Genomic DNA, 20,384 nt, shown 5'->3' with positions numbered 1-20,384 from the left:
GCCGAGGTTGACCCGAGAGGGAGGGTTGATGGGGTTCGACTTCGCCGATGAGCAGCCGAAGCTCCTCATGCTGATGTACGGGCTGGTCGCCTTCGTGGTGGTGGTGGGCGGTCTGCTCCTGCTGCTCGACGTGGTGCCGGCCTGGTTCGCCCGGAGACGGGAGGCGCAACTCGTCGCCGCCTCGGCGAGTGGGGCTCCGCTCCCCCGCCGGACCAAGCCGCGGGAGGGCCTCTTCGCCCTGTTCTTCCTGCTGCCGACGCTGTTGTTGCTCCTCATCGGCCTGGTCGTGCCGGCCATCCGCACGATGCTGCTCTCTCTGATGGACGGGAGCAGCACCAACTGGGTGGGGCTGCGCAACTACGGCTGGATGTTCTCCGACGACTCGATCGTCCGAGTCTTGATCAACACCCTGGTCTGGGTGCTCCTGGTCCCGCTGGTCGCGACCGGGTTCGGCCTGCTCTACGCCGTGATGGTGGACAAGGCCCGGTTCGAGGCGGTGGCCAAGTCACTGATCTTCCTGCCGATGGCCATCTCCTTCGTCGGCGCCAGCATCATCTGGAAGTTCGTCTACGCCTACCGGGGCGAGGGCGACCAGATCGGTCTGCTCAACCAGATCGTGGTCAGTCTCGGTGGTGAGCCGAAGCAGTGGCTGCTGGAATCACCGCTGAACACGCTGCTGCTGATCGTCATCATGGTCTGGATCCAGGCCGGCTTCGCCATGGTGGTGCTCTCCGCCGCGATCAAGGCGATCCCCGGCGACATCGTGGAGGCCGCCCGCCTCGACGGGGTCAGCCCGTGGCAGATGTTCTGGCAGATCACCATGCCGAGCATCCGGCCGGCGCTGATCGTCGTGGTGGTGACCCTCACGATCGCCACGCTCAAGGTCTTCGACATCGTCCGGACCTCGACCAACGGCAACTACGACACCAGCGTGATCGCCAGCGAGATGTACAACCAGGCGTTCCGGTACGGCCAGAACGGGCAGGGTTCCGCACTCGCGGTCTTCCTGTTCATCCTGGTCATCCCGGTCGTGATCTACCAGATCCGCAACCTCCGTCAGCAGCGGGAGGGCTGAGATGACCACCGCAACGCCCACCGTCGCCGCCGGCACAGAGAAGACCGCCGGGACACCGTCCACCACGGCCGGCCGGGTCCGCAAACGGCTCAACAGCCGCACCGCGACGCTCGTCTCGATCGTCATCGCGGTGGTCTGGACCGTCCCGACCTTCGGTCTGTTCATCTCGTCCATCCGACCCGAGGACGAGATCAAGACCACCGGCTGGTGGACCGCGTTCACCAACCCGCAGTTCACGTTGGAGAACTACGAGCAGGTCCTGTTCGGACGGTCGTCGTCCTCGGGGCAGCTCGCCAGCTACTTCATCAACTCGCTGGCCATCACCATCCCGTCGGTGCTCTTCCCGCTCGCCTTCGCGGCCCTGGCCGCGTACGCGCTGGCGTGGATCAACTTCCGCGGCCGGGACTGGCTCTACATCGCGATCTTCGCGTTGCAGATCGTCCCGTTGCAGATGGCCCTGGTGCCGCTGCTGAAGTTCTTCTCCACCGGCGTCACCCTCGGCGGCATCACCGTGATGCCGGCCTGGGACCTGGTCGACGAACAGAAGTTCGCCCAGGTGTGGTTCGCGCACACCTGCTTCGCGCTCCCGTTCGCCGTCTTCCTGCTGCACAACTTCGTCTCGCAACTGCCCGGAGACCTGATGGAGGCGGCCCGCGTCGACGGCGCCACCCACCCGAAGATCTTCCGGACCATCGTGCTGCCGCTGATCACCCCGGCGCTGGCGGCGTTCGGCATCTTCCAGTTCCTCTGGGTCTGGAACGACCTGCTGGTGGCGCTGATCTTCGCCGGTGGCGGCAACGAGACCGCCCCGCTCACCGTCCGCCTCGCCGAGATGGCCGGCACCCGGGGCAACGAGTGGCAGCGGCTCACCGCCGGGGCGTTCGTCTCGATCGTCGTACCCCTCGTCGTCTTCCTGTCCCTACAGCGCTTCTTCGTGCGAGGTCTGCTCGCCGGCAGCGTCAAGGGCTGACCCGTTCGCCCGCCGCCGCCTGGCCCCTCGGGCGGCGGCGGGCGAACGGGCACGAGCGGGGGAAACCGTGACGAGGATTGATGATGTGGCCCGGTTGGCCGGCGTGTCCACGGCCACCGTCTCGCGGGCCCTGCGGGGGTTGCCGACGGTCTCGGCCGCCACCCGACGGCGGGTGCTCGCCGCCGCCGAGCAGCTCGACTACGAGGTCTCGCCGAGCGCGTCCCGGCTCGCGGGTGGCCGGACCGGCACCGTGGCGGTGGTGGTCCCCCGGATCACCCGCTGGTTCTTCAGCACCATCGTGGAGGCCGTCGAGGAATACCTCCACCAGTCCGGCTACGACCTGCTGCTCTACAACCTGGGTGGTCGGGAGCAGGTCCGCCAGCGAGTCCTGCGCACCGCCAACCTGCACAAACGGGTGGACGCCATCATGCTGGTCGCCACCCCGTTGCGGCCGGCCGACCTGACCGCGCTGGCCGCGCTGGAACTGCCCGGGGTGACGATCAGCTCGGGCAGCAGGGTGCCCAACTGGCCCTGCGTACGCATCGACGACGTGGCCGCGGCCCGGGCCGCCACCCGACACCTGATCGACCTCGGCCACCACCGGATCGCGCACATCTCCGGCGACCCGGACGACGAGTTGGCGTTCACCACCCACCTCGACCGCCGCCGGGGCTACCAGGCGGAGTTGCGGGCCGCGGGTCTGCGGCCCGATCCGCGCCTCGACGTCGAGTCCACCTTCACCATCGACGGCGGCACCCGGGCCACCGTCGAGTTGCTGGCCCGCGGCGACCCACCCACCGCGATCGTCGCCGCCTGCGACGAGATGGCGATGGGCGCGATGACCGCGCTGCGCGACGCCGGGCTGCGGGTGCCACACGACGTCAGTGTCATCGGCATCGACGACCATGACCTGGCCGGCATGCTCGGGCTCAGCACCATCGCCCAGCCCGCCGCCGAGCAGGGCCGACTGGCCGCCCGGATGCTGCTCGACCCCCTCGAGACCCGACCCCCGGGCCCCATCCCGGGCCAGCAGAGCGCCGACTGCGACACATCGGTGATCCTGCCCACTCGCCTGGTGGTTCGGGAGTCGACCGCACCACCCCGGGCACACTGAAAACCTGACCACAGCGCGACACGGGAGAAGACCCTGAACACCGATCCGACGCAGCAGAGCCCCTCCGGCCACCCGGCCACCGGCTGGTGGACCGAGGCGACCATCTACCAGATCTACCCCCGCTCGTTCGCCGACTCGGACGGTGACGGCATCGGTGACCTTCCCGGCATCACCGCCCGCCTCGACCACCTGGTCGAGCTGGGCGTGGACGCGGTGTGGCTCTCCCCGTTCTATCCGTCGCCGCAGGCCGACGCCGGCTACGACGTGGCTGACTACCGCGACGTCGACCCGCTGTTCGGAAGCCTCGCCGACGCGGACAAGCTGATCGCCGAGGCCCGGTCCCGCGGCCTGCGGGTGATCGTGGACCTGGTGCCGAACCACACCTCCTCGGCACACCGCTGGTTCCAGGAGGCCCTGCTCACCCCGCCCGGCAGCCCGGAACGGTCCCGGTACGTCTTCCGCGACGGCGTCGGCCCGGCCGGTGAGCAGCCGCCGAACGACTGGCAGAGCGTCTTCGGCGGCCCCGCCTGGACCCGCACCGTCGACCCGGACGGGCGGCCCGGCCAGTGGTACCTGCACCTGTTCGACACCGGCCAGCCGGACCTCAACTGGGACAACCCGGAGGTGCACGCGGAGTTCCTGGACGTGCTCCGGTTCTGGTTGGACCGTGGGGTGGACGGCTTCCGGGTCGACGTGGCGCACGGGCTGGTCAAGCAGGCCGACCTGGCCGACTGGCAGGAACCGCAGGAGATCCTCTCCGGCAACGAGATCGACAAGCCGCGCCCACCGATGTGGGACCAGGAGGGCGTGCACGAGATCTACCGGCAGTGGCGGCAGGTCCTGGACAGCTACCCCGGCGAGCGGGTGCTGGTCGCCGAGGCGTGGGTGGAGCCGGCCGAGCGGCTGGCCCGCTACGTCCGGCCGGACGAGATGCACCAGGCGTTCAACTTCGAGTACCTGCTCGCCGCGTGGACCGCACCCGCCCAGTACGCGGTGATCACCCGCTCGTTGGAGGCGACCGACTCGGTCGGCGCACCGACCACCTGGGTGCTGTCCAACCACGACGTGGTGCGGCACGCGTCCCGCCTCGGCCTGCCGATCAGCGGTGGCCGGCCCAACGGCATCGGCATCGGCGACCCGCAGCCGGACGCCGCGCTCGGCCTGCGCCGGGCCCGAGCGGCCACCCTGCTCATGCTCGCCCTGCCCGGCTCGGCGTACCTCTACCAGGGTGAGGAGCTGGGGCTACCCGAGCACACCACCCTGCCGGACGAGGCCCGCCAGGACCCGACCTGGGCGCGTACCGGGCACACCCAGCGCGGCCGGGACGGCTGCCGGGTGCCGATCCCGTGGGAGGCGGACGCCCCGTCGTACGGCTTCGGGCCCACCGACGCGAGTTGGCTGCCGCAACCGTCGCTCTGGGCGGAGTACGCGCTGGACCGCCAGCGCGACGTGCCCGGCTCGACGTACGAGCTGTACCGCACGGCGCTACGGCTGCGCCGCGCTCACGGGCTGGGTCGCGGCACCCTCGAATGGTTGTCCTCCGGCGACGAGGTGCTGACCTTCCGCAACGGTGAGCTGACCGTGTTGACCAACTTCGGTGAGGCCGCGGTGCCGGTCCCGGCCGGTGCCGAGGTGCTGACCACCAGCGCCCCGTTCGACGACGACGGCGCGGTCCCCACCGACGTCACGGTCTGGCTGCGCTCCGCCTGACCCGAGCCTGGGAGGGGCCAAGATCCGCGCAACATCAGGGATGTTGGCCCCTCCTGCTCGCCCGAGGCAGCAGTTTCCCTGATGTTGCGCGAATCTTGAGGCGCGGAGCGCGGGCGGGCTGTCAAAGGCGGTCGGCTCGGGTGTGTAGGAGGTCGTGCACGTTCTCGATGTCGGTTGGTGAGGTTCGCGACGCGAGCCAGTACATGACACCGGTGGGAATGAAGAAGAGCTGGAACGCGGCCAGCCCGACGGCGAAGTTCAACGGCGGCGGGAAGGCCGCCCGCAGGGCCTGGAACGCCACCCCGACCAGCCCGTTGCCGGCCGCGCGACCGACCCCGTTGACCAGGTTGCCCAGGCTGTAGACCGTGCCCCGGTGCTCCGGTGGGTTGACGTCGGCGATCAGCGCGAACCAGTTCGGCGAGTTGGCCGAGGTCAGCGCGAGCGCCACGATCGCGGTGAGCAGGCTCAGCCCCACCGACGGCTCGGAGAACACGCTGGCCAGCACCGCGCCGACGACCGCGCCGCCGCCCGCGCCGTCCGGCACGTCGATCGTCACCGGGACGAAGAACAACACCAGGTAGAACGGCAACGCCGCGAGGATGCCGATCGCGGCGACCAGGGCCCGGCCTCTCGGGGTACGCCGCTGCAGCGCGTCACCGACCAGCCCACCGACGATGGAGAGCACCCCGCCGAGTTGGAACAGCGTGGCGAAGACGCTGCCCACCACCACCGCCGTGGACGTCGAGTAACCCTGCGCCTCGGCCCGTTCGGCGAAGAGCACCGGCAACCACACCAGGGACCCGAAGGCGGCCTGCGCGGTGAGGCCCTGCAGGATCAACCACCGGTTGGTACGTCGGGCCAGGATGCGCGGCAGGTCGGCGCGACTGATCCGGTAGTCGTACTCGGCGCCGGCGTCCAGCCGGTCGGCCAACTCCGGCTCGCTCTGGCCGCGCCGGATGTCGTACGTGAACAGGTACGCCACGGTGGCGACCAGGCCGACACCGGTCAGGATCAGGAACGGCCGCCGCCAGTCGGTGGCACCGAGCAGCCCTCCGACGAGGGTGCCCGCCAGGGTGCCGACCCCCTGGGAGAGCCCCCAGAAGCTCATCACCAACCCGCGCCGGGTCGGTGAGATCAGGTCGGTGACCACCGAGAAGCCGACCGAGCCGACCGCACCCAGGCCGACCGCGGCGACCAACTGCCCGGTGAAGAACGTCAGGTAGCCGCCGGCGAGGGCGCTGCCGCCGGTGCCCGCCGCCCACAGCAGCGTGCCCACCATGAGCAGGGGCTTGCGGTTGGTCCGGTCGCCGACGTACGCCCAGCCGACCGCAGCCACCGCGCTGACCAGGAAGCTGACGGCGGTGACCAGACCGAGCAGTCGCCCGGACACGTCGAACGCGTCGGAGATCGGGCCGTACAGCGGCGGGACCAGCCCGATCGCCACGTTGTCCAGTGAGGCGAGCAGCACGAACACCACGACGCTGTACAACCGGTGCGCCGGGCCGCCGCCCCGGCCGTGCGGGCATCGGCCAGACCCGCCACTGGTCACCGTCATGACCGGCAGCCAACCAGACGCGGCTGAGGACGTCGTCACGCGGGTGGGTGCCGGTCAGCTGTCCCCGGCACCCACCCGCGTCGATCCCGACGGTCAGCGCCGGTCGAGAACCAGTCCGCGAGCCGCCGCGTACTGCTCACGCACGGCGGGGACGGGCTCGGCCGCGTACTCCTCGGTGCCCTCGACCGCCCAGACCGGCGGCGTGGGACCACCCAGGGCGACCCAGGCGGCCTGGCGGGCGGCCCCGTCGGCGACGTACTCCCCCGCCGGCGGGACGACGACCGGGCAGCCGAAGACCTGCGGCGCGATCCGACGCACCGCGGCGGACCGGGCCCCGCCGCCGACCAGGATGACCCGGCGGGCGGTGGCGCCCTGTGCGGTCAGCGCGTCCAGACCGTCGGCGAGCGCGCAGAGCATCCCCTCCACGGCGGCCCGGGCCAGGTGCGCTGGGGTCGACGTGCGCAGGGTCAGGCCGTGCATCGCTCCGGTGGCGAGCGGACGGTTGGGGGTCCGCTCCCCTTCCAGATAGGGCACCATGACCAGCCCGCCCGCCCCGGCCGGTGCGGAGAGCGCCAGGTCGGCCAGCTCGTCCAGGCTGACGCCGAGCATCGCGGCGGCCGCGTCCAGCACCCGGGCCGCGTTGAGCGTGGCGACCAGCGGAAGGAAACGACCGGACGCGTCGGCGAAGCCCGCCACCGCGCCGCTCTCGTCGCCGGCCGGCACGTCGGCGACGCTGAACACCGTGCCGGAGGTGCCGATGGAGACGATCACGTCACCCGGGCCGGCGCCGACGCCGAGCGCGGCGGCGGCGTTGTCACCGGTGCCCGCGCCGAGCAACGCGCCGCCCGGCCCACCCAGATCGTCGGCGAGCTTCCCCGCCGACTCCGCCGGCCCGAGCACCTCCGGAACGATCAGTCGCCGCCCGAAGCCCTGCTCCAAGAGGTCCAGCCGGTATTCGCCGGTGGCCGGCGACCAGTAGCTGGTGCCGCTGGCATCCCCCCGGTCGGTGCGCAGCGCGCCCAATCCCGGCGTGCCGGCCAACCGCCAGGTCAGCCAGTCGTGTGGCAGGCACACGGCGGCCACCCGGGCGGCCTGCTCCGGCTCGTGCCGGGCCAGCCAGCGCAGCTTCGTGAGGGTGAAGCTGGCCACCGGCACACTGCCGGTGGCCTCCGCCCAGAACCGACGCCCGGCCGCACCGCCGCCGGCCTCTTCGACGAGGTCGGCGGCGGCGTCGGCGGACCGGGTGTCGTTCCACAGCAGTGCCGGGCGCACCACCCGGCCGTCCTCGTCGAGGCACACCATGCCGTGTTGCTGGCCGGCGACGGAGATCGCGGCCACGTCGGCCAACCCGCCGGCCTCGTCGGCGGCGCTACGCAGCGCCTGCCACCAGGCTTCCGGGTCGACCTCGGTGCCATCCGGGTGCGCGGCGCGACCCTGCCGGAGCAGGGCACCGGTCTCCGCGTCCCGGATGACCACCTTGCAGGACTGGGTGGACGAGTCGACGCCCGCGACCAACGGCATGGCGGGGCCTCAGCGGGCGCCGAGCAGGTGCTCGACGGCGAGCTGGTTGAGCCGGACGAAGGCGAAGCCCCGGGCGGCCACCGCGTCGACGTCGACGTCCTCGAACGCGGACCGGTCCGCCAGGAACTCCTCGTAACCTTCGCCGTCGTTGAGCGTCGGCGTGTTCAGGTCGCCGACCTTGCTGGCGGCGAGCGCCTCGACCACCTCGGGGTCGGCGCGGAACGCCGCGGCGCGCTCCTTGAGCAGCAGGTAGGTGCTCATGTTGGCCGCCGCGGAGGCCCAGACACCGTCCATGTCCTCGGTGCGGGAGGGCTTGTAGTCGAAGTGCCGGGGCCCGTCGTAGGCCGGCCCGCCGTTGGGGCCGCCGTTCTCCAGGAGGTCCACCAGGGCGAACGCGTTCATCAGGTCGCCGTGGCCGAAGACCAGGTCCTGGTCGTACTTGATGCCGCGCTGGCCGTTGAGGTCGAGGTGGAACAGCTTGCCCTGCCAGAGCGCCTGGGCGATGCCGTGCGCGTAGTTGAGCCCGGCCATCTGCTCGTGCCCGACCTCCGGGTTGAGGCCGACCAGCTCCGGGTGCTCCAACTGGGAGATGAACCCGAGCGCGTGCCCGATGGTGGGCAGCAGGATGTCGCCCCGCGGCTCGTTGGGCTTGGGCTCCAGGGCGAAGCGCAGGTTGTAGCCCTTGTCGACGGAGTACTGGGTGAGCAGGTTGACGGCCTCGCGGTAGCGGTCCAGGGCGGCGCGGACGTCCTTGGCGAGGTCGTACTCGGAGCCCTCGCGGCCACCCCACATCACGAAGGTGCTCGCACCCAGCTCGGCGGCCAGGTCGACCTGACGCAGCACCTTGCGCAGCGCGTAGCGGCGGACGTCGCGGTCGTTGCTGGTGAAGCCGCCGTCCTTGAAGATGGGGTGGGTGAAGAGGTTGGTGGTCACCATCGGCACCACCAGGCCGGTTTCGTCGAGGGCCTTACGGAACCGGGCGATGTGCTGGTCCCGGGTGCCGGCGTCGGCCCCGAACGGGATCAGGTCGTCGTCGTGGAAGGTGATGCCGTACGCGCCCAGCTCGGCGAGCCGGTGCACTGCCTCGACCGCGTCGAGCTCGGGGCGCGTGGCGTCACCGAACGGGTCGCGGGCCTGCCACCCGACGGTCCAGAGCCCGAAGGAGAACTTGTCGGCGGGAGTGGGACGGGGTGCCATGAGCAACCTCCGGGGTGGTGTTGTCGGCTATTTGTTCAGCCATTGAATTATTTGCCCGCCCTATGGCACTGTCAAGGGGTGAGCCTCACCCACGCCCCGGCCGGCGCAGTCCGTCAGGGCAGTCTGCGCGAGCTCAACCTCGCTCTGGTGCTCGGCCGCATCGCCGCGGCCGAACGCCCCCCGTCCCGCGCCGATCTGGCGACCGCCACCGGCCTCACCAGAGCCACCGTGTCCGCGGTGGTCGAGGACCTGCTCGCCGGCCGTCTGGTCAGCGAATCCGACCCGGCTCCCCGTTCCGGCGCCGGTCGCCCGGCACGCGGGCTGGTCCTCGCCGACCAGGGGCCGGCCGGGCTCGGCCTGGAGGTCAACGTCGACTACCTGGCGGTCTGCGTGGTGGACCTCGCGGGTGAGGTCCGGCACCGCACCGTGCACCGGGCCGACCTGCGTCCGGTGGCCCCCGCCGACGCCCTGGCCCAGCTGGTCGAGATGGCCGGGGCCGCCCGCGACGACGCCGCCGACCAGGGCCTCACACTGGTCGGCGCCGCGCTCGCGGTTCCCGGCCTGGTGGACGACGCCGGCCTGGTCCGGCTCGCGCCGAACCTCGGATGGCACGACGTGCCGGTGCCCGCGCTGCTCGCCGAGCACCCCCCGCTGGTCGAGCAGGTTCCCGGCGTACCCGTCCTGGTGGTGGACAACGAGGCCAACCTCGCCGCGCTCGGCGAGCTGCACTCCCGGCCGCCCGGCCCGTCCAGCTTCCTGCACATCTCCGGAGAGGTGGGCATCGGCGCGGGCATCGTCCTGGACGGGGCGCTGTTCCGCGGTGTACGCGGTTGGAGTGGTGAGATCGGGCACCTCCCGGTCCACCCCGAGGGTCGCCCGTGCCGCTGCGGCGGGCAGGGCTGCCTGGAGCAGTACGCGGGCCAGGAGGCGATCGTGACCGCTGCCGGGCTGGCCCGGGCGGAACTCCCGGCGGACACCGCGACGGCACGGCTCGCCGAGCTGGCCGAGGCCGGCGACGCCGACGCTCTGCGGGCCCTGCACGAGGCCGGCACGGCGCTGGGTGTGGCGGTGGCGGGCGTCGTCAACCTGCTCGACCTGGACACCGTGGTGCTGGGTGGCGGTTACGCTGCCCTGGCGCCCTGGTTGTGCCCTCCGGTGCTCGCCGAGATCGCCGACCGGGTGCTGACCGCCGCCTGGTCACCGGTCACGGTGCGGCCGTCCACGCTCGGCGCGGAGGCCGCCGCGGTGGGCGCCGCCGGCTCGGTCGTCCGGCGGATCGTCGCCCAGCCCGCCGGCTGGCTGGCCCGCTAGGGCCTGGTCAAAGCCCTCGGTCGAGCCGGGGGCTTTGACACCGGCCCTTGGGTTGACCAGGCCGCGCCCTGGGTGACTGTCGGAGGGGATCGCTATCCTTGCCCCACAGCAACGATGCCGGGTGAGGAGTCGAGAAGCAGCATGCGCAGGAGTCGTCAGTCGCGAGCCGGCGTCCGGCGGTGACCACGACCCGGCAACCCCGCGACACTCCGCTGCCCGCCGACGCACCACTCGCCCGTGAGCTGCTCGACGGGCTCGCCGAGGCGGTCCTGACGACGGACGAGACCGGCCGGGTCACCCTGCTCAACGCGATGGCCGTGCGGCTGCTCCCGGAGGTCGCCGTCGGCACCGAGCTGTCCCGATGCCCGGTGGCCGCACTGGCCCACGCGGTCACCAGCGACGCCGACCGCTTCGACGCCGACCATCACGGCCGACGTCTGCGCGGCGCCCGGCGGCGGCTCGTCGGCCACCGGTTCGTGTGGTACGTCCGGGACGTCACCGAGGAGCACGACCGCTCCGACGCGCTACGCGCCGAACGCGCCCGCACCGCGTTCCTCGGCGAGGCGGGGAACCGACTCGGTACGTCCCTGCACCGGGACGAGGTGCTCCGGGCCACCACCACACTCGCCGTGCCGTACCTGGCCGATGTCGCAGTGGTCCTGCCCCGACCGGCCACCTCGGCCGAGCCGCACGGCCGCTGGACCCGGCACGCCGACGGCGAGCCCACCCCGACCAGCGGGCCGGCACCGGCGACGCTGACCAGCACCGTGCCCGTGCTGGCCGAGGCGCTGGCCGGCGACCTCACCGAACCGGTGCCGTGGCAGGACGGCGCGTTCACCGACCTGGCCACGATGCTGCCGCCCGGTTTCGGCGCCCCGGGCGCGGTGCTGGTCTGCCCGATGCCCGGCGCCGACGGGTCGGCCGGCGCCCTGCTACTCGTCCGGCGCACCGGGCGGGCCGGCTTCGACGAACGCGAGATCGAGCTCGCCCGGGAGTTCGCCGCCCGGGCGGGTGCCGCGCTGGCAACCGCGGATCTCCACGGCGAGCAGGCCCACCTGGCCCGGGTGCTACAGGCCAGCCTGCTCCCGCCCGAGCTACCCGCCGTGCCCGGCGTGACAGTGGCCGGCGGCTACCGCGCCGCCGGGGACACGTTGCGCATCGGCGGCGACTTCTACGAGGTGTTCCCGCACCCGCGTGGCGCTCTGTTCGCGCTCGGCGACGTGTGCGGTCGGGGCGTGAGCGCGGCCGTGCTGACCGGCCGGGTCCGCCAGTCCCTGCAGACGCTGCGGCTCGTCGAGCAACGCCCCCTGGAGCTGATCCACCTGCTCAACCGGGCGTTGTTCGACGCGCCGGACGCGGCGCGGCGCAGCCAGTTCACCACCCTGTTGCTCGGCTCCCTGGACCGGGGCCCCACCGGCGTGGACGTGCGGATCGCCGGCGGGGGCCACCCCGCGCCCCTGCTGGTCACCACGGACGGCACTGTCACCTCGGTCCCGGTGGGTGGCACGGCGGTCGGGGCGCTGACGGCCGCCCGGTTCGCCGAGACACGGGTGCACCTCGATCCCGGGGACCTGCTGCTCGCGTACACCGATGGGGTCACCGAGGCGCGCGGCCCGCGCGACGCGGAGATGTTCGGCGAGGCCCGGCTGCGTGCGGCGCTCGGGTCGGCGGCCGGGCAGCCGCCCGCGGCGCTGATCGATCTGGTGCTGCAGGAGGTCGACGACTGGCTCGACGGCCAGGCCCACGACGACATCGCGATGCTGGCCGTCCGCGCGTCGGTGCCCTCGTGATCGGCGACGACGCCCCGGCGGCGGCACCGTGGACGGCGACGACGAGCCGGCACCGCTCGATCAGGCGGTCCGCGCCACCGGCCCGCCGGTCGGCCATTCGCGGGGGGTGCCCACCGACCGTTCCGGGGCATCTGACGAGCCGGTCCACGGCGTATGGGTCTGCCGGCTCCGATCCGCCGGCCCACCGGGCCCGTCCGGGTCGCGCGGCCAGTCCTCCTGCTGCACCGACTCGCCCACCGGCGTGCTGTCCACCTGCTGCCGACGGGCGACCTCGTCGAACTCCCGCATCCCGCGCAGCAGCGCGTCGCGGCCCTCCGCGCCCATCCCGGCCAGCACGGCGGCGAGCTGCGCCTGACGGTCGGCCCGCAGCTCGGCGAGGAGCCGGCGGGCCTCCGGGGTGAGGTGTAGCGAGATCTCCCGCCGGTCGAAGCGGCCCGGCTCACGCTCCAGCATGCCCGCGGCGACCAACCGGTCGCAGAGGCGGCTGGCGGAGCTGAGCAGCATGTCGAGCCGGGTGGCGAGCCGACGCAGGTTGATCCCGTCGACCTGCTCCACCACCATCACCGCCCGTAGCTGCGCACCGGAGACGCGGTGCGCGGTCCCCTCCCGGGCGGATTCCCAGATGCCCAGCAAGGAAGCGGCCGCCGCGTCCAGTACGGCAGCCATACTCGTCTCGGGGTCCGTCGGACCGTTCAGTTCGGCCATGGTGGCCCGAGACTACTCCGAACCCACAGGTGGTCGAGCTTTAGCGAGGGAGCCAGCATGAACGAACCGGTCAACGAGGCACGACGTGCCCTGAACGAGACACCGGCCGACCGTGTCGTCGGTGGCGTCGGGGACGTGCTCGCCCGGTCGTACGGCATCACCGACGTCGAGCTGTACCAGGTCGACTACCGGCTCGCCGAGCTTCTCCCGCTCACCGAGGGTGACCCGATCACCAGCCCGGGGCACCCGGCCTGGCGCGCCTTCGACCACCAGTCACCGATCGTCTCCGACGGCAGCGCCTGGATCCCGGTCACCATGCGGGGGGAGCGCCGGGGCGTCCTCTACCTGTCGCCCGTCGCCGACGAGCCGGAGGTCGTCGCCGCGTTGACCGACATCGCCACCGCGCTCGCCCACGAGCTGGCGGCGGTCTCCCCCGGCACCGACGTCTACCGGGCGGCGCGACGCGCTCAGCGCCTCACCCTGGCCGCCGAGATGCAGTGGGACCTGCTCCCCGGGCGTAGCCGGATCCGACCGTCGTTCAGCCTGGCCGGTCAGTTGGAACCGGCGTACACGGTACGCGGTGACAGCTTCGACTGGTCCGACGACGGGCAGCAACTCTGGTTGTCCACGGTCAACGGCAGCGGTGAGGGCGTCGCCGCGTCCCTGCTCACCTCGTTGGCCACCCACGCGCTGCGCAACGCGCGCCGCGCCGGGCTGAACCTTGCCGACCAGGCCGCCCTCGCCGACCAGGCCCTCTACGACCTGTACCGGGGCGAGCAGCACCTCTCCGCCTTGCTGATGCAGTTGGACCTGCGCTCGGGGGTGATGACGGTCGTCGACGCCGGCTCACCACGGCTGGTCATCCTGCGCGGCGGGGACGTCATCGAGCAGCCCTTGGAGGCGCAGTTCCCGCTCGGCATGTTCGAGGCGACCGACTACCAGGAACAGAAGTTCCCACTGGAGGTCGGCGACCGGATCTTCGTCGTCGGCGACGGGGTGCTGGAGGCCACCGGGCAGCACACGCGCTACGGCGAGACGGCACTGGACCGGTTCCTGCGCCGGACGGGCCCGATGGAGCCGCTGGACGCCGTACGGTCACTGATCGGTGATCTGCGCGCGTTCGTGGCCGGTGACCTGGTCGACGACGCGGTGGTCGTCTGCCTGGACTGGCTCGGCCCGCAACCGTGACCGGCGAGGTCAGTACGCGCCGCGACCGTTCAGGACCGCACCGAAGGTCTTCCACAGGATGGTGAGATCGGCGGCGAGCGACCAGTTCTCCACGTAGTACAGGTCGAGGCGGATGCCGTCCTCCCAGCTCAGGTCGGACCGGCCGCTGACCTGCCAGAGGCCGGTCATGCCGGGCTTGACCAACAGCCGTCGGGCCACGTCGCCGTCGTAGCGGGCCACCTCGGACGGCAGCGGCGGGCGGGGCCCGACCAGGCTCATCTGACCCAGCAGGACGTTGGCCAGTTGCGGCAGCTCGTCCAGCGACCACTTGCGCAGCACCCGCCCGACGCGGGTGACCCGAGGGTCTTGACGCATCTTGAACATCAGCCCGTCGGTCTCGTTACGGGCGGTCAGCTCGGCGAGCATGGCGTCGGCGTTCACCACCATGGTGCGGAACTTGAACACGTCGAACTCCCGCCCGCCCTGACCGACACGGACCTGTCGGAACAGCACCGGACCACGGCTGTCCAGTTTGATGGCCAGGGCGATGAACGAGATCAGCGGGAGCAGCAGCGCCAGAGCCAGCGACGAGACCGACCGGTCCACGAAGCCCTTCACCAGCTTGCGCGCGCCACGGAACTCGGGGGCCTCGACGTGGATCAGCGGCAGCCCGGCAACCGGGCGGGTGTGGATGCGCGGACCGGCGACGTCGGTCAGCGCGGGGGCCACGACCAGGTCGACGCCGGTCCCCTCCAACTGCCAGCCGAGGCGACGCAGCCGGGTCGCGGTCAGCTCGCCGGACGCGGTCACCGCGACGGTGTCCGCGCCGATCGCGGTGGCGGCCTCCGGAATGCCCCGGAAGGATCCCACCACCGGCACGTCACCCAGCCGCTGCGCCACCGGTGCCAGCAGCGCGTCCGGGATGCACGCGCCGACCACCTGATAGCCGGCGTACGGCTCACGGCGCAGCGTGTGCACCAACTCCAGCACGTGGGCGGTGTCGCCGACCACCAGGACCTTGCGGGACCAGCCGGCACCCAGCGACCGGGCCCGGTGCAGGCGCTTGCGGGCGGCGAACCGGGCCACCTCCAACCCGACGGTGCCCACCGCGAAGGTGATTCCGAGGAAGCCCCGGGAGACGCCGACGTCGGCGATGTAGCCGATGATCGCGATCGCACCGGCCAGCCGCAGACTGGCGGAGCTGACCCGCCGGTACTCGTCCGCCCCGTAGCCGATGACCCGGTCGTCGTAGCAGCCGAGCGCCTTGAGCGAGATCAGCCAGGCCAGCACCAGCCCGGGCGCGACCAACACGTACGGGATCTCCGAGCCGGTCGGCTCGTCGTCACCGAAGCGGGCGGCGTATCCGATGAGCAGCGCGATGATGAGGATGGTGGTGTCCAGGACCACTAGGACCCGAACGTAGGACCGTTCGTCGGCGCGGGCCACCAGCCCGGCGGGACGGCCGTCCGGCTCCGCCGCCGTGGCGGGGGTCAACAGTGTCGCCGCGCTCACCGGCCCTCCCACTCTGCTCAGGATGGCCCCGGCTGACAGCTCGGACCGGAGGCGGACCGACCCTGCCGGAACAGTCGACATCCTGCCTTGACAACTATGACGGCCGATTGCTTCCGACGTATTGCCGTCACTTTTCCTCAACCCAGCGGCCAAAAGGGCCTGCCGCACCGATCGACGGTACGGCAGGCCCTCCGGCGTCTGAGCGTCGGATCAGCGCGGCGCTGGCGGGCGACGTGCGATGGCGCTGAGGAAGATGCTGCCGATCTCGCTCGGGTCCTTGGTGACGAAGACGTCGCCGCCGGTCACCTTCGTGATCGACTCCAGCTCGGCCTTGCTGACGCCCTCGCCGATACCGATCATGATGACCTGCACAGGTCGCTCCGGGTCGGCGAGCTGCTTGAGCTTGGCGAGCAACTGCTGCTGGTTGATGCCGTTGTCGTCCTCGTTCTTGCCGTCGGTGAACAGCACGATCGAGTTGACCCGGCCGGGCTGCCAGTTCTCCTGCACGGCCTGGTACGCGGCCAGCATCGTGTCGTAGAGGCCGGTGTCACCACTGGACGGCTTGACGGTGGCGAGCGCACCCTCCAACTGGGCCCGCTGCGCGGAGAGCGGGCCGATGGGGACCAACTCGCGGTAGTCCCGGTTGCCGACCAGCTTCGTGGAGAAGGTCCACAGGCCGATCGACCAGGAGTCGTCGAAGAGGCCGAGGCCACGGCGGGCCGCGTCGACGGTGACCTCTTCCCGGCTGCGGTTGTTGGCGCTCGGGACCTCGTCCTTCATCGAGCCGGAGACGTCGATGACGGCCAGCATCCGACCGGACTGGGTGGCGATGGACCAGCTGGAGACGACCCGTTGGATGGCCGCCGGGTCCAGCCCACCGGCCGCGGTGCCGCCGTTCGCCGGTGCGGTCGGCGCGCCGCCGGACGGGCTCGGGGCACCCTGCGGCGCCTTGAAGCCCTCACCCCAGTTGCCGTCCGGGGCGCGCAGCGACTGCGCGGCCAACCGGTTGCGGAAGGTGGGGCTGGTGAGCAGTTCGAACAGCACCCGGGCGGCCGATGCCTTGCTCGGCTCGATGCCGGGCAGCACCGCGTACGGGTAGTCCAGCGGCATCGGCGCCGGCTCCATGTAGAGCGCGGCGAGCGGCACCGGCGGCTTCTTGCTGTTGTAGGCGATCACGTCCTCTTCGGACAGGGCCGCCGCGCCGAGGCCGCTGGCGATGGACGTCGAGTCGTTGGCGGTGGGGAAACGGGCCAGCAGGTCGTTGCGCAACGACGAGCGGCCGGTGGCCAGGGCCCGGAGCGCGCCGACCGTGTTGCGCTGGGCGTCCCCGCCGGCGCCGTTGGCCGCCGCGGTCAGCGAGAGCAGCCCGGACAGACCGGCCGCGTCACGGGTCGGTTCGACGATCCCGGTCCGCAGCGGGGCGCTGGAGTTGTTCACCTGCTTGAGCAGGTCGGTCCAGTTGAACTTCTTGTCCGGCCAGCCCAGTCGCGTCGCGATCGGCTCGGGCATGGCGACGACGATCGGGCTGCGCGCGATGGACGCGCCGTTGGTCGGAGCGAACGCCGTCGCGTCCTTCTTCAACCGCAGCAACCAGGTCGAGGAGTCGGGGACCCACACGTCAGGGCTGACGGCGGTGCCGCTGGCCTGCCCCACACCGGCCAGGACCGCACCGTGCTTCGCCGCCACCACGGCAGCCACGTCGACCGGGTCGGACGCCGAGACGTCGACCCGGATGCAGGTCGGGCCCACCGCCGCGCCGTCCTTGACCCACTGGGAGGCGGCGGCGTCCACCGCGGGCGCGAGCTCGGAGGCGACCGCCACAGCGAGTCGGATCTCCCCGGAGCAGCTCGGTTTGATCAACTCCTGATAGCCGAACCACGCGCCCGTCGTCACGACGAGCACACCCGCCGTCGCGGCGGCGGCTGCTAGGTGGAGTTTCGAACGCATGCGATGGCGGCCTGCTGACACGGTGACCATCTTGCGTACAAGGTGCCGTCTCTGCCACATCCGTTCGGACTAAAGTTACGGAGGAGAAACAGTTGACCACTTTTTAGCAACAGAGAGTGACGCGACAGCCTCGTGGCGTTGCCGAACTCGTGCCGCGCTCACGTCCCGGCTCGGTCGCTCACGCCAGGACACACGTCGGGCTCGGCACCGGCACCGGCTCTCCGACCGCCTCCGGGACACCGGTGTCGGCGTCACGCCGGAAGACCCGCACCATGTCCGCCCGCTCGTCGGCGACGTAGAGGTGCGTCCCGATCAGCGCGAAGTGCCGGGGCCACTCACCACCGGTATCCACCTCGGCCACCAACTCGGGCAGCTCGCCGGCCAGGGCGAAGACCGCAACCGTCCCCACGCCACGGTTGCCGACGTAGAGGAACCGACCGTCCGGGGAGACCGAGACCTCGGACGGCTGGACATGACCCGACCGTCCACTCGCCTCGACCCGACCGTGCTGGTGCAACGCGCCGTCCTCGGTCAGCTCGTACGCGGTCACCGAGGCGTCCAGCTCACCGACGAGGTAACAACGCCGTCCGTCCGGGTGCCGGGCCAGGTGCCGGGGCCCGCTGCCGGGCGTCGTACGGATCCTCGGCGCGCGGGGCACCAGTCGTCCGCTCGCGTCGTCCAGGTCGTAGCGGTAGACCGAGTCCGTGCCGAGGTCGACAGCGAAGATCGGCCCCCGCCCGGAACCCGGGGAGACCATGTGGGCGTGGGCGTGGTCCTGCCGGTCCGGGTCGGGGCCGTGCCCCTCGTGCACCACCAGGTCGGTGCGCTCGCCGGGCACACCCTCCGCGTCCAGCGGGAAGACCGCGACGCTGCCGCCGCCGTAGTTCGCCGCCAGCAGATGGCCGCCGTCGGGCAGCACCGCCAGGTGGCACGGCTCGGCGCCACCGGTGGATCGACTGCCGAGCGGAGTCAGCCCGCCCTCCGACCCGACCCGCCAGGCGCTGATCTCGCCGTCGGACAACTCGTTGACCGCGTAGAGCACCGGTCGGCTGGGATGCCGCGCCAGGAACGAGGGGGAGGCGGTGACCGCCACCGTGCCCAGCGGGGTCAGCTCCCCGGTCGCCGGGTCACGGCGAGCGGCGACGATGCCGCTGCCCCGCCCGCCACTCTGGGCGGTGTAACCCCCGATGTGGACGACCTCAACCTGACCACTCACGTCCGACTCCTCCGCTGGCATCCTCCGCTGATCCAACCAGAGGCTGCCCGCAGAGCCCGGCCGTTAACCGGCTTTCCCGCCCGGTTCTCAGGCCGCAGGCACCGGCTCCCCCCGCTGCCGGGCCACGTGCTCCACCAGTGAGATCAACACCATCTTCCCGGACTGCCGGTCCCGGGCGTCGCAGAGCACCATCGGCACGTCCGGGTCCAGGTCGAGCGCTCGGCGTACGGTCTCCAGGTTGAACCGCCGGGAGTCGTCGAAGCAGTTCACGCCCACCACGAACGGGATACCCCGCTGCTCGAAGTAGTCGATGGAGGGGAAACAGTCGGCCAGTCGACGGGTGTCGGCGAGCACCACCGCGCCGAGGGCGCCGAAGGCCAACTCGTCCCACAGGAACCAGAACCGGTCCTGACCCGGGGTGCCGAACAGGTAGACCTGAAGGTCGTCGTTGATGGTGATCCGGCCGAAGTCCATCGCCACCGTGGTGGTCGACTTGCCCTCCACCCCGGAGATGTCGTCGGTGCCGATCCCGGCGCCGGTCAGCACCTCCTCGGTCTGCAACGGACGGACCTCGCTCAGGGCGCTCACCAACGTCGTCTTACCGGCCCCGAAGCCTCCCGCGATGAGGATCTTCAGTGCCAGCGGGATGGTGGTGCTGGTGCCCACATGGTCATAGCGCACGGAGTCCACTGACCACCGCCTTGAGAATGTCGTCGTTGGGAAGGATGCCGGCGGCCGGCGGCTCGTGCACCGCTACCAGGCCCTCGGCCAGGAGATCACCGAGCAGGACCCGGACCACACCGACCGCGAGGTCCAGCTCGGCTGCCAGCTCGGCCACCGACACCGGCCGGCGGGACAGCGCGACCAGCCGTCGATGCTCCGGGAGCAGGTGCGGGTGACTCGCCGCGTCGACGTCCGATCCGGCCAGCACGAACGCGACCAGGTTGAAGCCGTCGACGGCGGAGCGTACCCGTCCCCCGGTGAGGGTGTACGGGCGCACTACCGGACCGGCGTCACCATCCAGCCACTCGTGCTGCGGCCCGGGCGGCTCAGTCCGCATCACCGGCTCCCGCCGACGACCGGGCCGGCGCGGAGAGGCTCTCCCCCACCCGGATGACGAGCATCGCCATCTCGTAGGCGACCAGCCCGATGTCCGCGTCGGCGTCGCTCACCACCGCCAGGCAGGCACCCTGACCGGCGGCGGTGACGAAGAGGTACGCCGACTCCATCTCCACCACGGTCTGCCGGACCGGACCGCCGTCCACGTGTCGGCTCGCGCCCCGCGCCAGGCTGGAGAAGCCGGCAGCGAGCGCGCAGAGGTGCTCCGCGTCGGCCCGCTCCAGGTCGGCCGAACAGCCGAGGAGCAGGCCGTCGGCGGAGAGCACCACCGCCTGCCGGGCAGCCGGAACCCGTTGCACCAGTTCGTCGAGCAGCCAGTCGAGGCCGGCGCTCTGCTTCGTCGAATGCCGCACTAGGCGTCCCTCTCAGTAGCGGTCGGGTCGGGGGTGGTCTTCGGGCCTGCGGGAGCAGCCGGGATCGCCGGGCCGCCTGGCACCGTCGGTGCCGTTCCTGCCGGCGGCGTCGCCGCTGCCGG

Annotated in this window: 17 protein-coding genes; 7 read left to right on the top strand and 10 right to left on the bottom strand. The window is 71.8% G+C overall.

Translation table 11 applies throughout. The annotated features are described in order from the left end of the window. Window positions 1-28: 28 nt before the first annotated feature. The 4 genes from O7617_RS18220 to O7617_RS18205 all read left to right on the top strand — a co-directional run bounded on the left by O7617_RS18220 (window position 29) and on the right by O7617_RS18205 (window position 4,869). Window positions 29-1,075: a sugar ABC transporter permease gene (locus tag O7617_RS18220; RefSeq protein WP_278147686.1), complete on the top strand. Its 1,047-nt coding sequence runs from the start codon at window positions 29-31 to the stop codon at window positions 1,073-1,075. Window position 1,076: 1 nt separating this feature from the next. After that, window positions 1,077-2,045, top strand: coding sequence for a carbohydrate ABC transporter permease (locus O7617_RS18215; RefSeq protein ID WP_282256977.1), 969 nt, complete (start codon window positions 1,077-1,079; stop codon window positions 2,043-2,045). Between the two features lie 67 nt (window positions 2,046-2,112). Beyond that, window positions 2,113-3,159 (top strand): LacI family DNA-binding transcriptional regulator, encoded by a 1,047-nt coding sequence (locus O7617_RS18210; RefSeq protein WP_282256976.1) that lies wholly within the window; start codon window positions 2,113-2,115, stop codon window positions 3,157-3,159. 33 nt (window positions 3,160-3,192) lie between these two features. Next, on the top strand, window positions 3,193-4,869 hold the full coding sequence (locus O7617_RS18205) for a glycoside hydrolase family 13 protein (protein ID WP_282264780.1): 1,677 nt from the start codon (window positions 3,193-3,195) through the stop codon (window positions 4,867-4,869). A gap of 121 nt (window positions 4,870-4,990) precedes the next feature. Here the strand turns inward: O7617_RS18205 and O7617_RS18200 are convergent, their stop codons facing one another. The 3 genes from O7617_RS18200 to xylA form a co-directional block, all read right to left on the bottom strand. Continuing rightward, entirely contained in the window at window positions 4,991-6,424 is a 1,434-nt protein-coding gene (locus O7617_RS18200) for an MFS transporter (protein ID WP_282256975.1), read from the bottom strand. A gap of 93 nt (window positions 6,425-6,517) precedes the next feature. Continuing rightward, on the bottom strand, window positions 6,518-7,945 hold the full coding sequence (gene xylB, locus O7617_RS18195; protein WP_282256974.1) for a xylulokinase: 1,428 nt from the start codon (window positions 7,943-7,945) through the stop codon (window positions 6,518-6,520). 9 nt (window positions 7,946-7,954) lie between these two features. Beyond that, complete coding sequence (gene xylA, locus O7617_RS18190) at window positions 7,955-9,142, bottom strand: xylose isomerase (RefSeq protein ID WP_282256973.1); 1,188 nt, start codon at window positions 9,140-9,142, stop codon at window positions 7,955-7,957. Window positions 9,143-9,220: 78 nt separating this feature from the next. Here xylA and O7617_RS18185 point away from each other — a divergent pair, with 78 nt between their 5' ends. After that, the gene (locus tag O7617_RS18185) at window positions 9,221-10,453 is read left to right on the top strand and encodes an ROK family transcriptional regulator (protein WP_282256972.1); all 1,233 of its coding nucleotides are present in this window, start codon (window positions 9,221-9,223) and stop codon (window positions 10,451-10,453) included. A gap of 179 nt (window positions 10,454-10,632) precedes the next feature. Beyond that, window positions 10,633-12,243, top strand: coding sequence for a PP2C family protein-serine/threonine phosphatase (locus tag O7617_RS18180; RefSeq protein ID WP_282256971.1), 1,611 nt, complete (start codon window positions 10,633-10,635; stop codon window positions 12,241-12,243). Between the two features lie 60 nt (window positions 12,244-12,303). On the opposite strand, the gene O7617_RS18175 is transcribed toward O7617_RS18180, so the two are convergent. Next, on the bottom strand, window positions 12,304-12,948 hold the full coding sequence (locus O7617_RS18175; RefSeq protein WP_282256970.1) for a MarR family winged helix-turn-helix transcriptional regulator: 645 nt from the start codon (window positions 12,946-12,948) through the stop codon (window positions 12,304-12,306). 57 nt (window positions 12,949-13,005) lie between these two features. Between O7617_RS18175 and O7617_RS18170 the strand changes: the two genes are divergently transcribed. Continuing rightward, window positions 13,006-14,136 carry a PP2C family protein-serine/threonine phosphatase gene (locus tag O7617_RS18170; RefSeq protein WP_282256969.1) on the top strand — a complete coding sequence of 377 codons (1,131 nt, stop codon included), beginning with the start codon at window positions 13,006-13,008 and terminating at the stop codon, window positions 14,134-14,136. A gap of 9 nt (window positions 14,137-14,145) precedes the next feature. Here the strand turns inward: O7617_RS18170 and O7617_RS18165 are convergent, their stop codons facing one another. From O7617_RS18165 to O7617_RS18140, 6 genes are all read right to left on the bottom strand, one after another. Beyond that, window positions 14,146-15,627, bottom strand: a complete 1,482-nt coding sequence (locus O7617_RS18165; protein ID WP_282256968.1) for a sugar transferase — start codon at window positions 15,625-15,627, stop codon at window positions 14,146-14,148. A 210-nt stretch (window positions 15,628-15,837) separates the two neighbouring features. Next, a complete protein-coding gene (locus tag O7617_RS18160) occupies window positions 15,838-17,595 on the bottom strand; it encodes a substrate-binding domain-containing protein (protein WP_282256967.1) in 1,758 nt (585 codons plus the stop codon). A gap of 157 nt (window positions 17,596-17,752) precedes the next feature. After that, window positions 17,753-18,790: a lactonase family protein gene (locus tag O7617_RS18155; protein WP_282256966.1), complete on the bottom strand. Its 1,038-nt coding sequence runs from the start codon at window positions 18,788-18,790 to the stop codon at window positions 17,753-17,755. Window positions 18,791-18,877: 87 nt separating this feature from the next. Next, window positions 18,878-19,480, bottom strand: a complete 603-nt coding sequence (locus O7617_RS18150) for an ATP/GTP-binding protein (RefSeq protein WP_282256965.1) — start codon at window positions 19,478-19,480, stop codon at window positions 18,878-18,880. Then, window positions 19,461-19,850 (bottom strand): DUF742 domain-containing protein, encoded by a 390-nt coding sequence (locus O7617_RS18145; protein ID WP_278147699.1) that lies wholly within the window; start codon window positions 19,848-19,850, stop codon window positions 19,461-19,463. The genes O7617_RS18150 and O7617_RS18145 overlap by 20 nt, the downstream gene beginning before the upstream one ends. Next, window positions 19,840-20,262 (bottom strand): roadblock/LC7 domain-containing protein, encoded by a 423-nt coding sequence (locus tag O7617_RS18140; RefSeq protein WP_282256964.1) that lies wholly within the window; start codon window positions 20,260-20,262, stop codon window positions 19,840-19,842. The genes O7617_RS18145 and O7617_RS18140 overlap by 11 nt, the downstream gene beginning before the upstream one ends. Between the last annotated feature and the right edge of the window lie 122 nt (window positions 20,263-20,384).

The sequence above is a fragment of the Micromonospora sp. WMMD1155 genome, from assembly GCF_029581275.1.
In the GTDB taxonomy this organism is placed as follows: domain Bacteria; phylum Actinomycetota; class Actinomycetes; order Mycobacteriales; family Micromonosporaceae; genus Micromonospora.
This window is presented reverse-complemented; position numbering and strand designations above follow the sequence as displayed.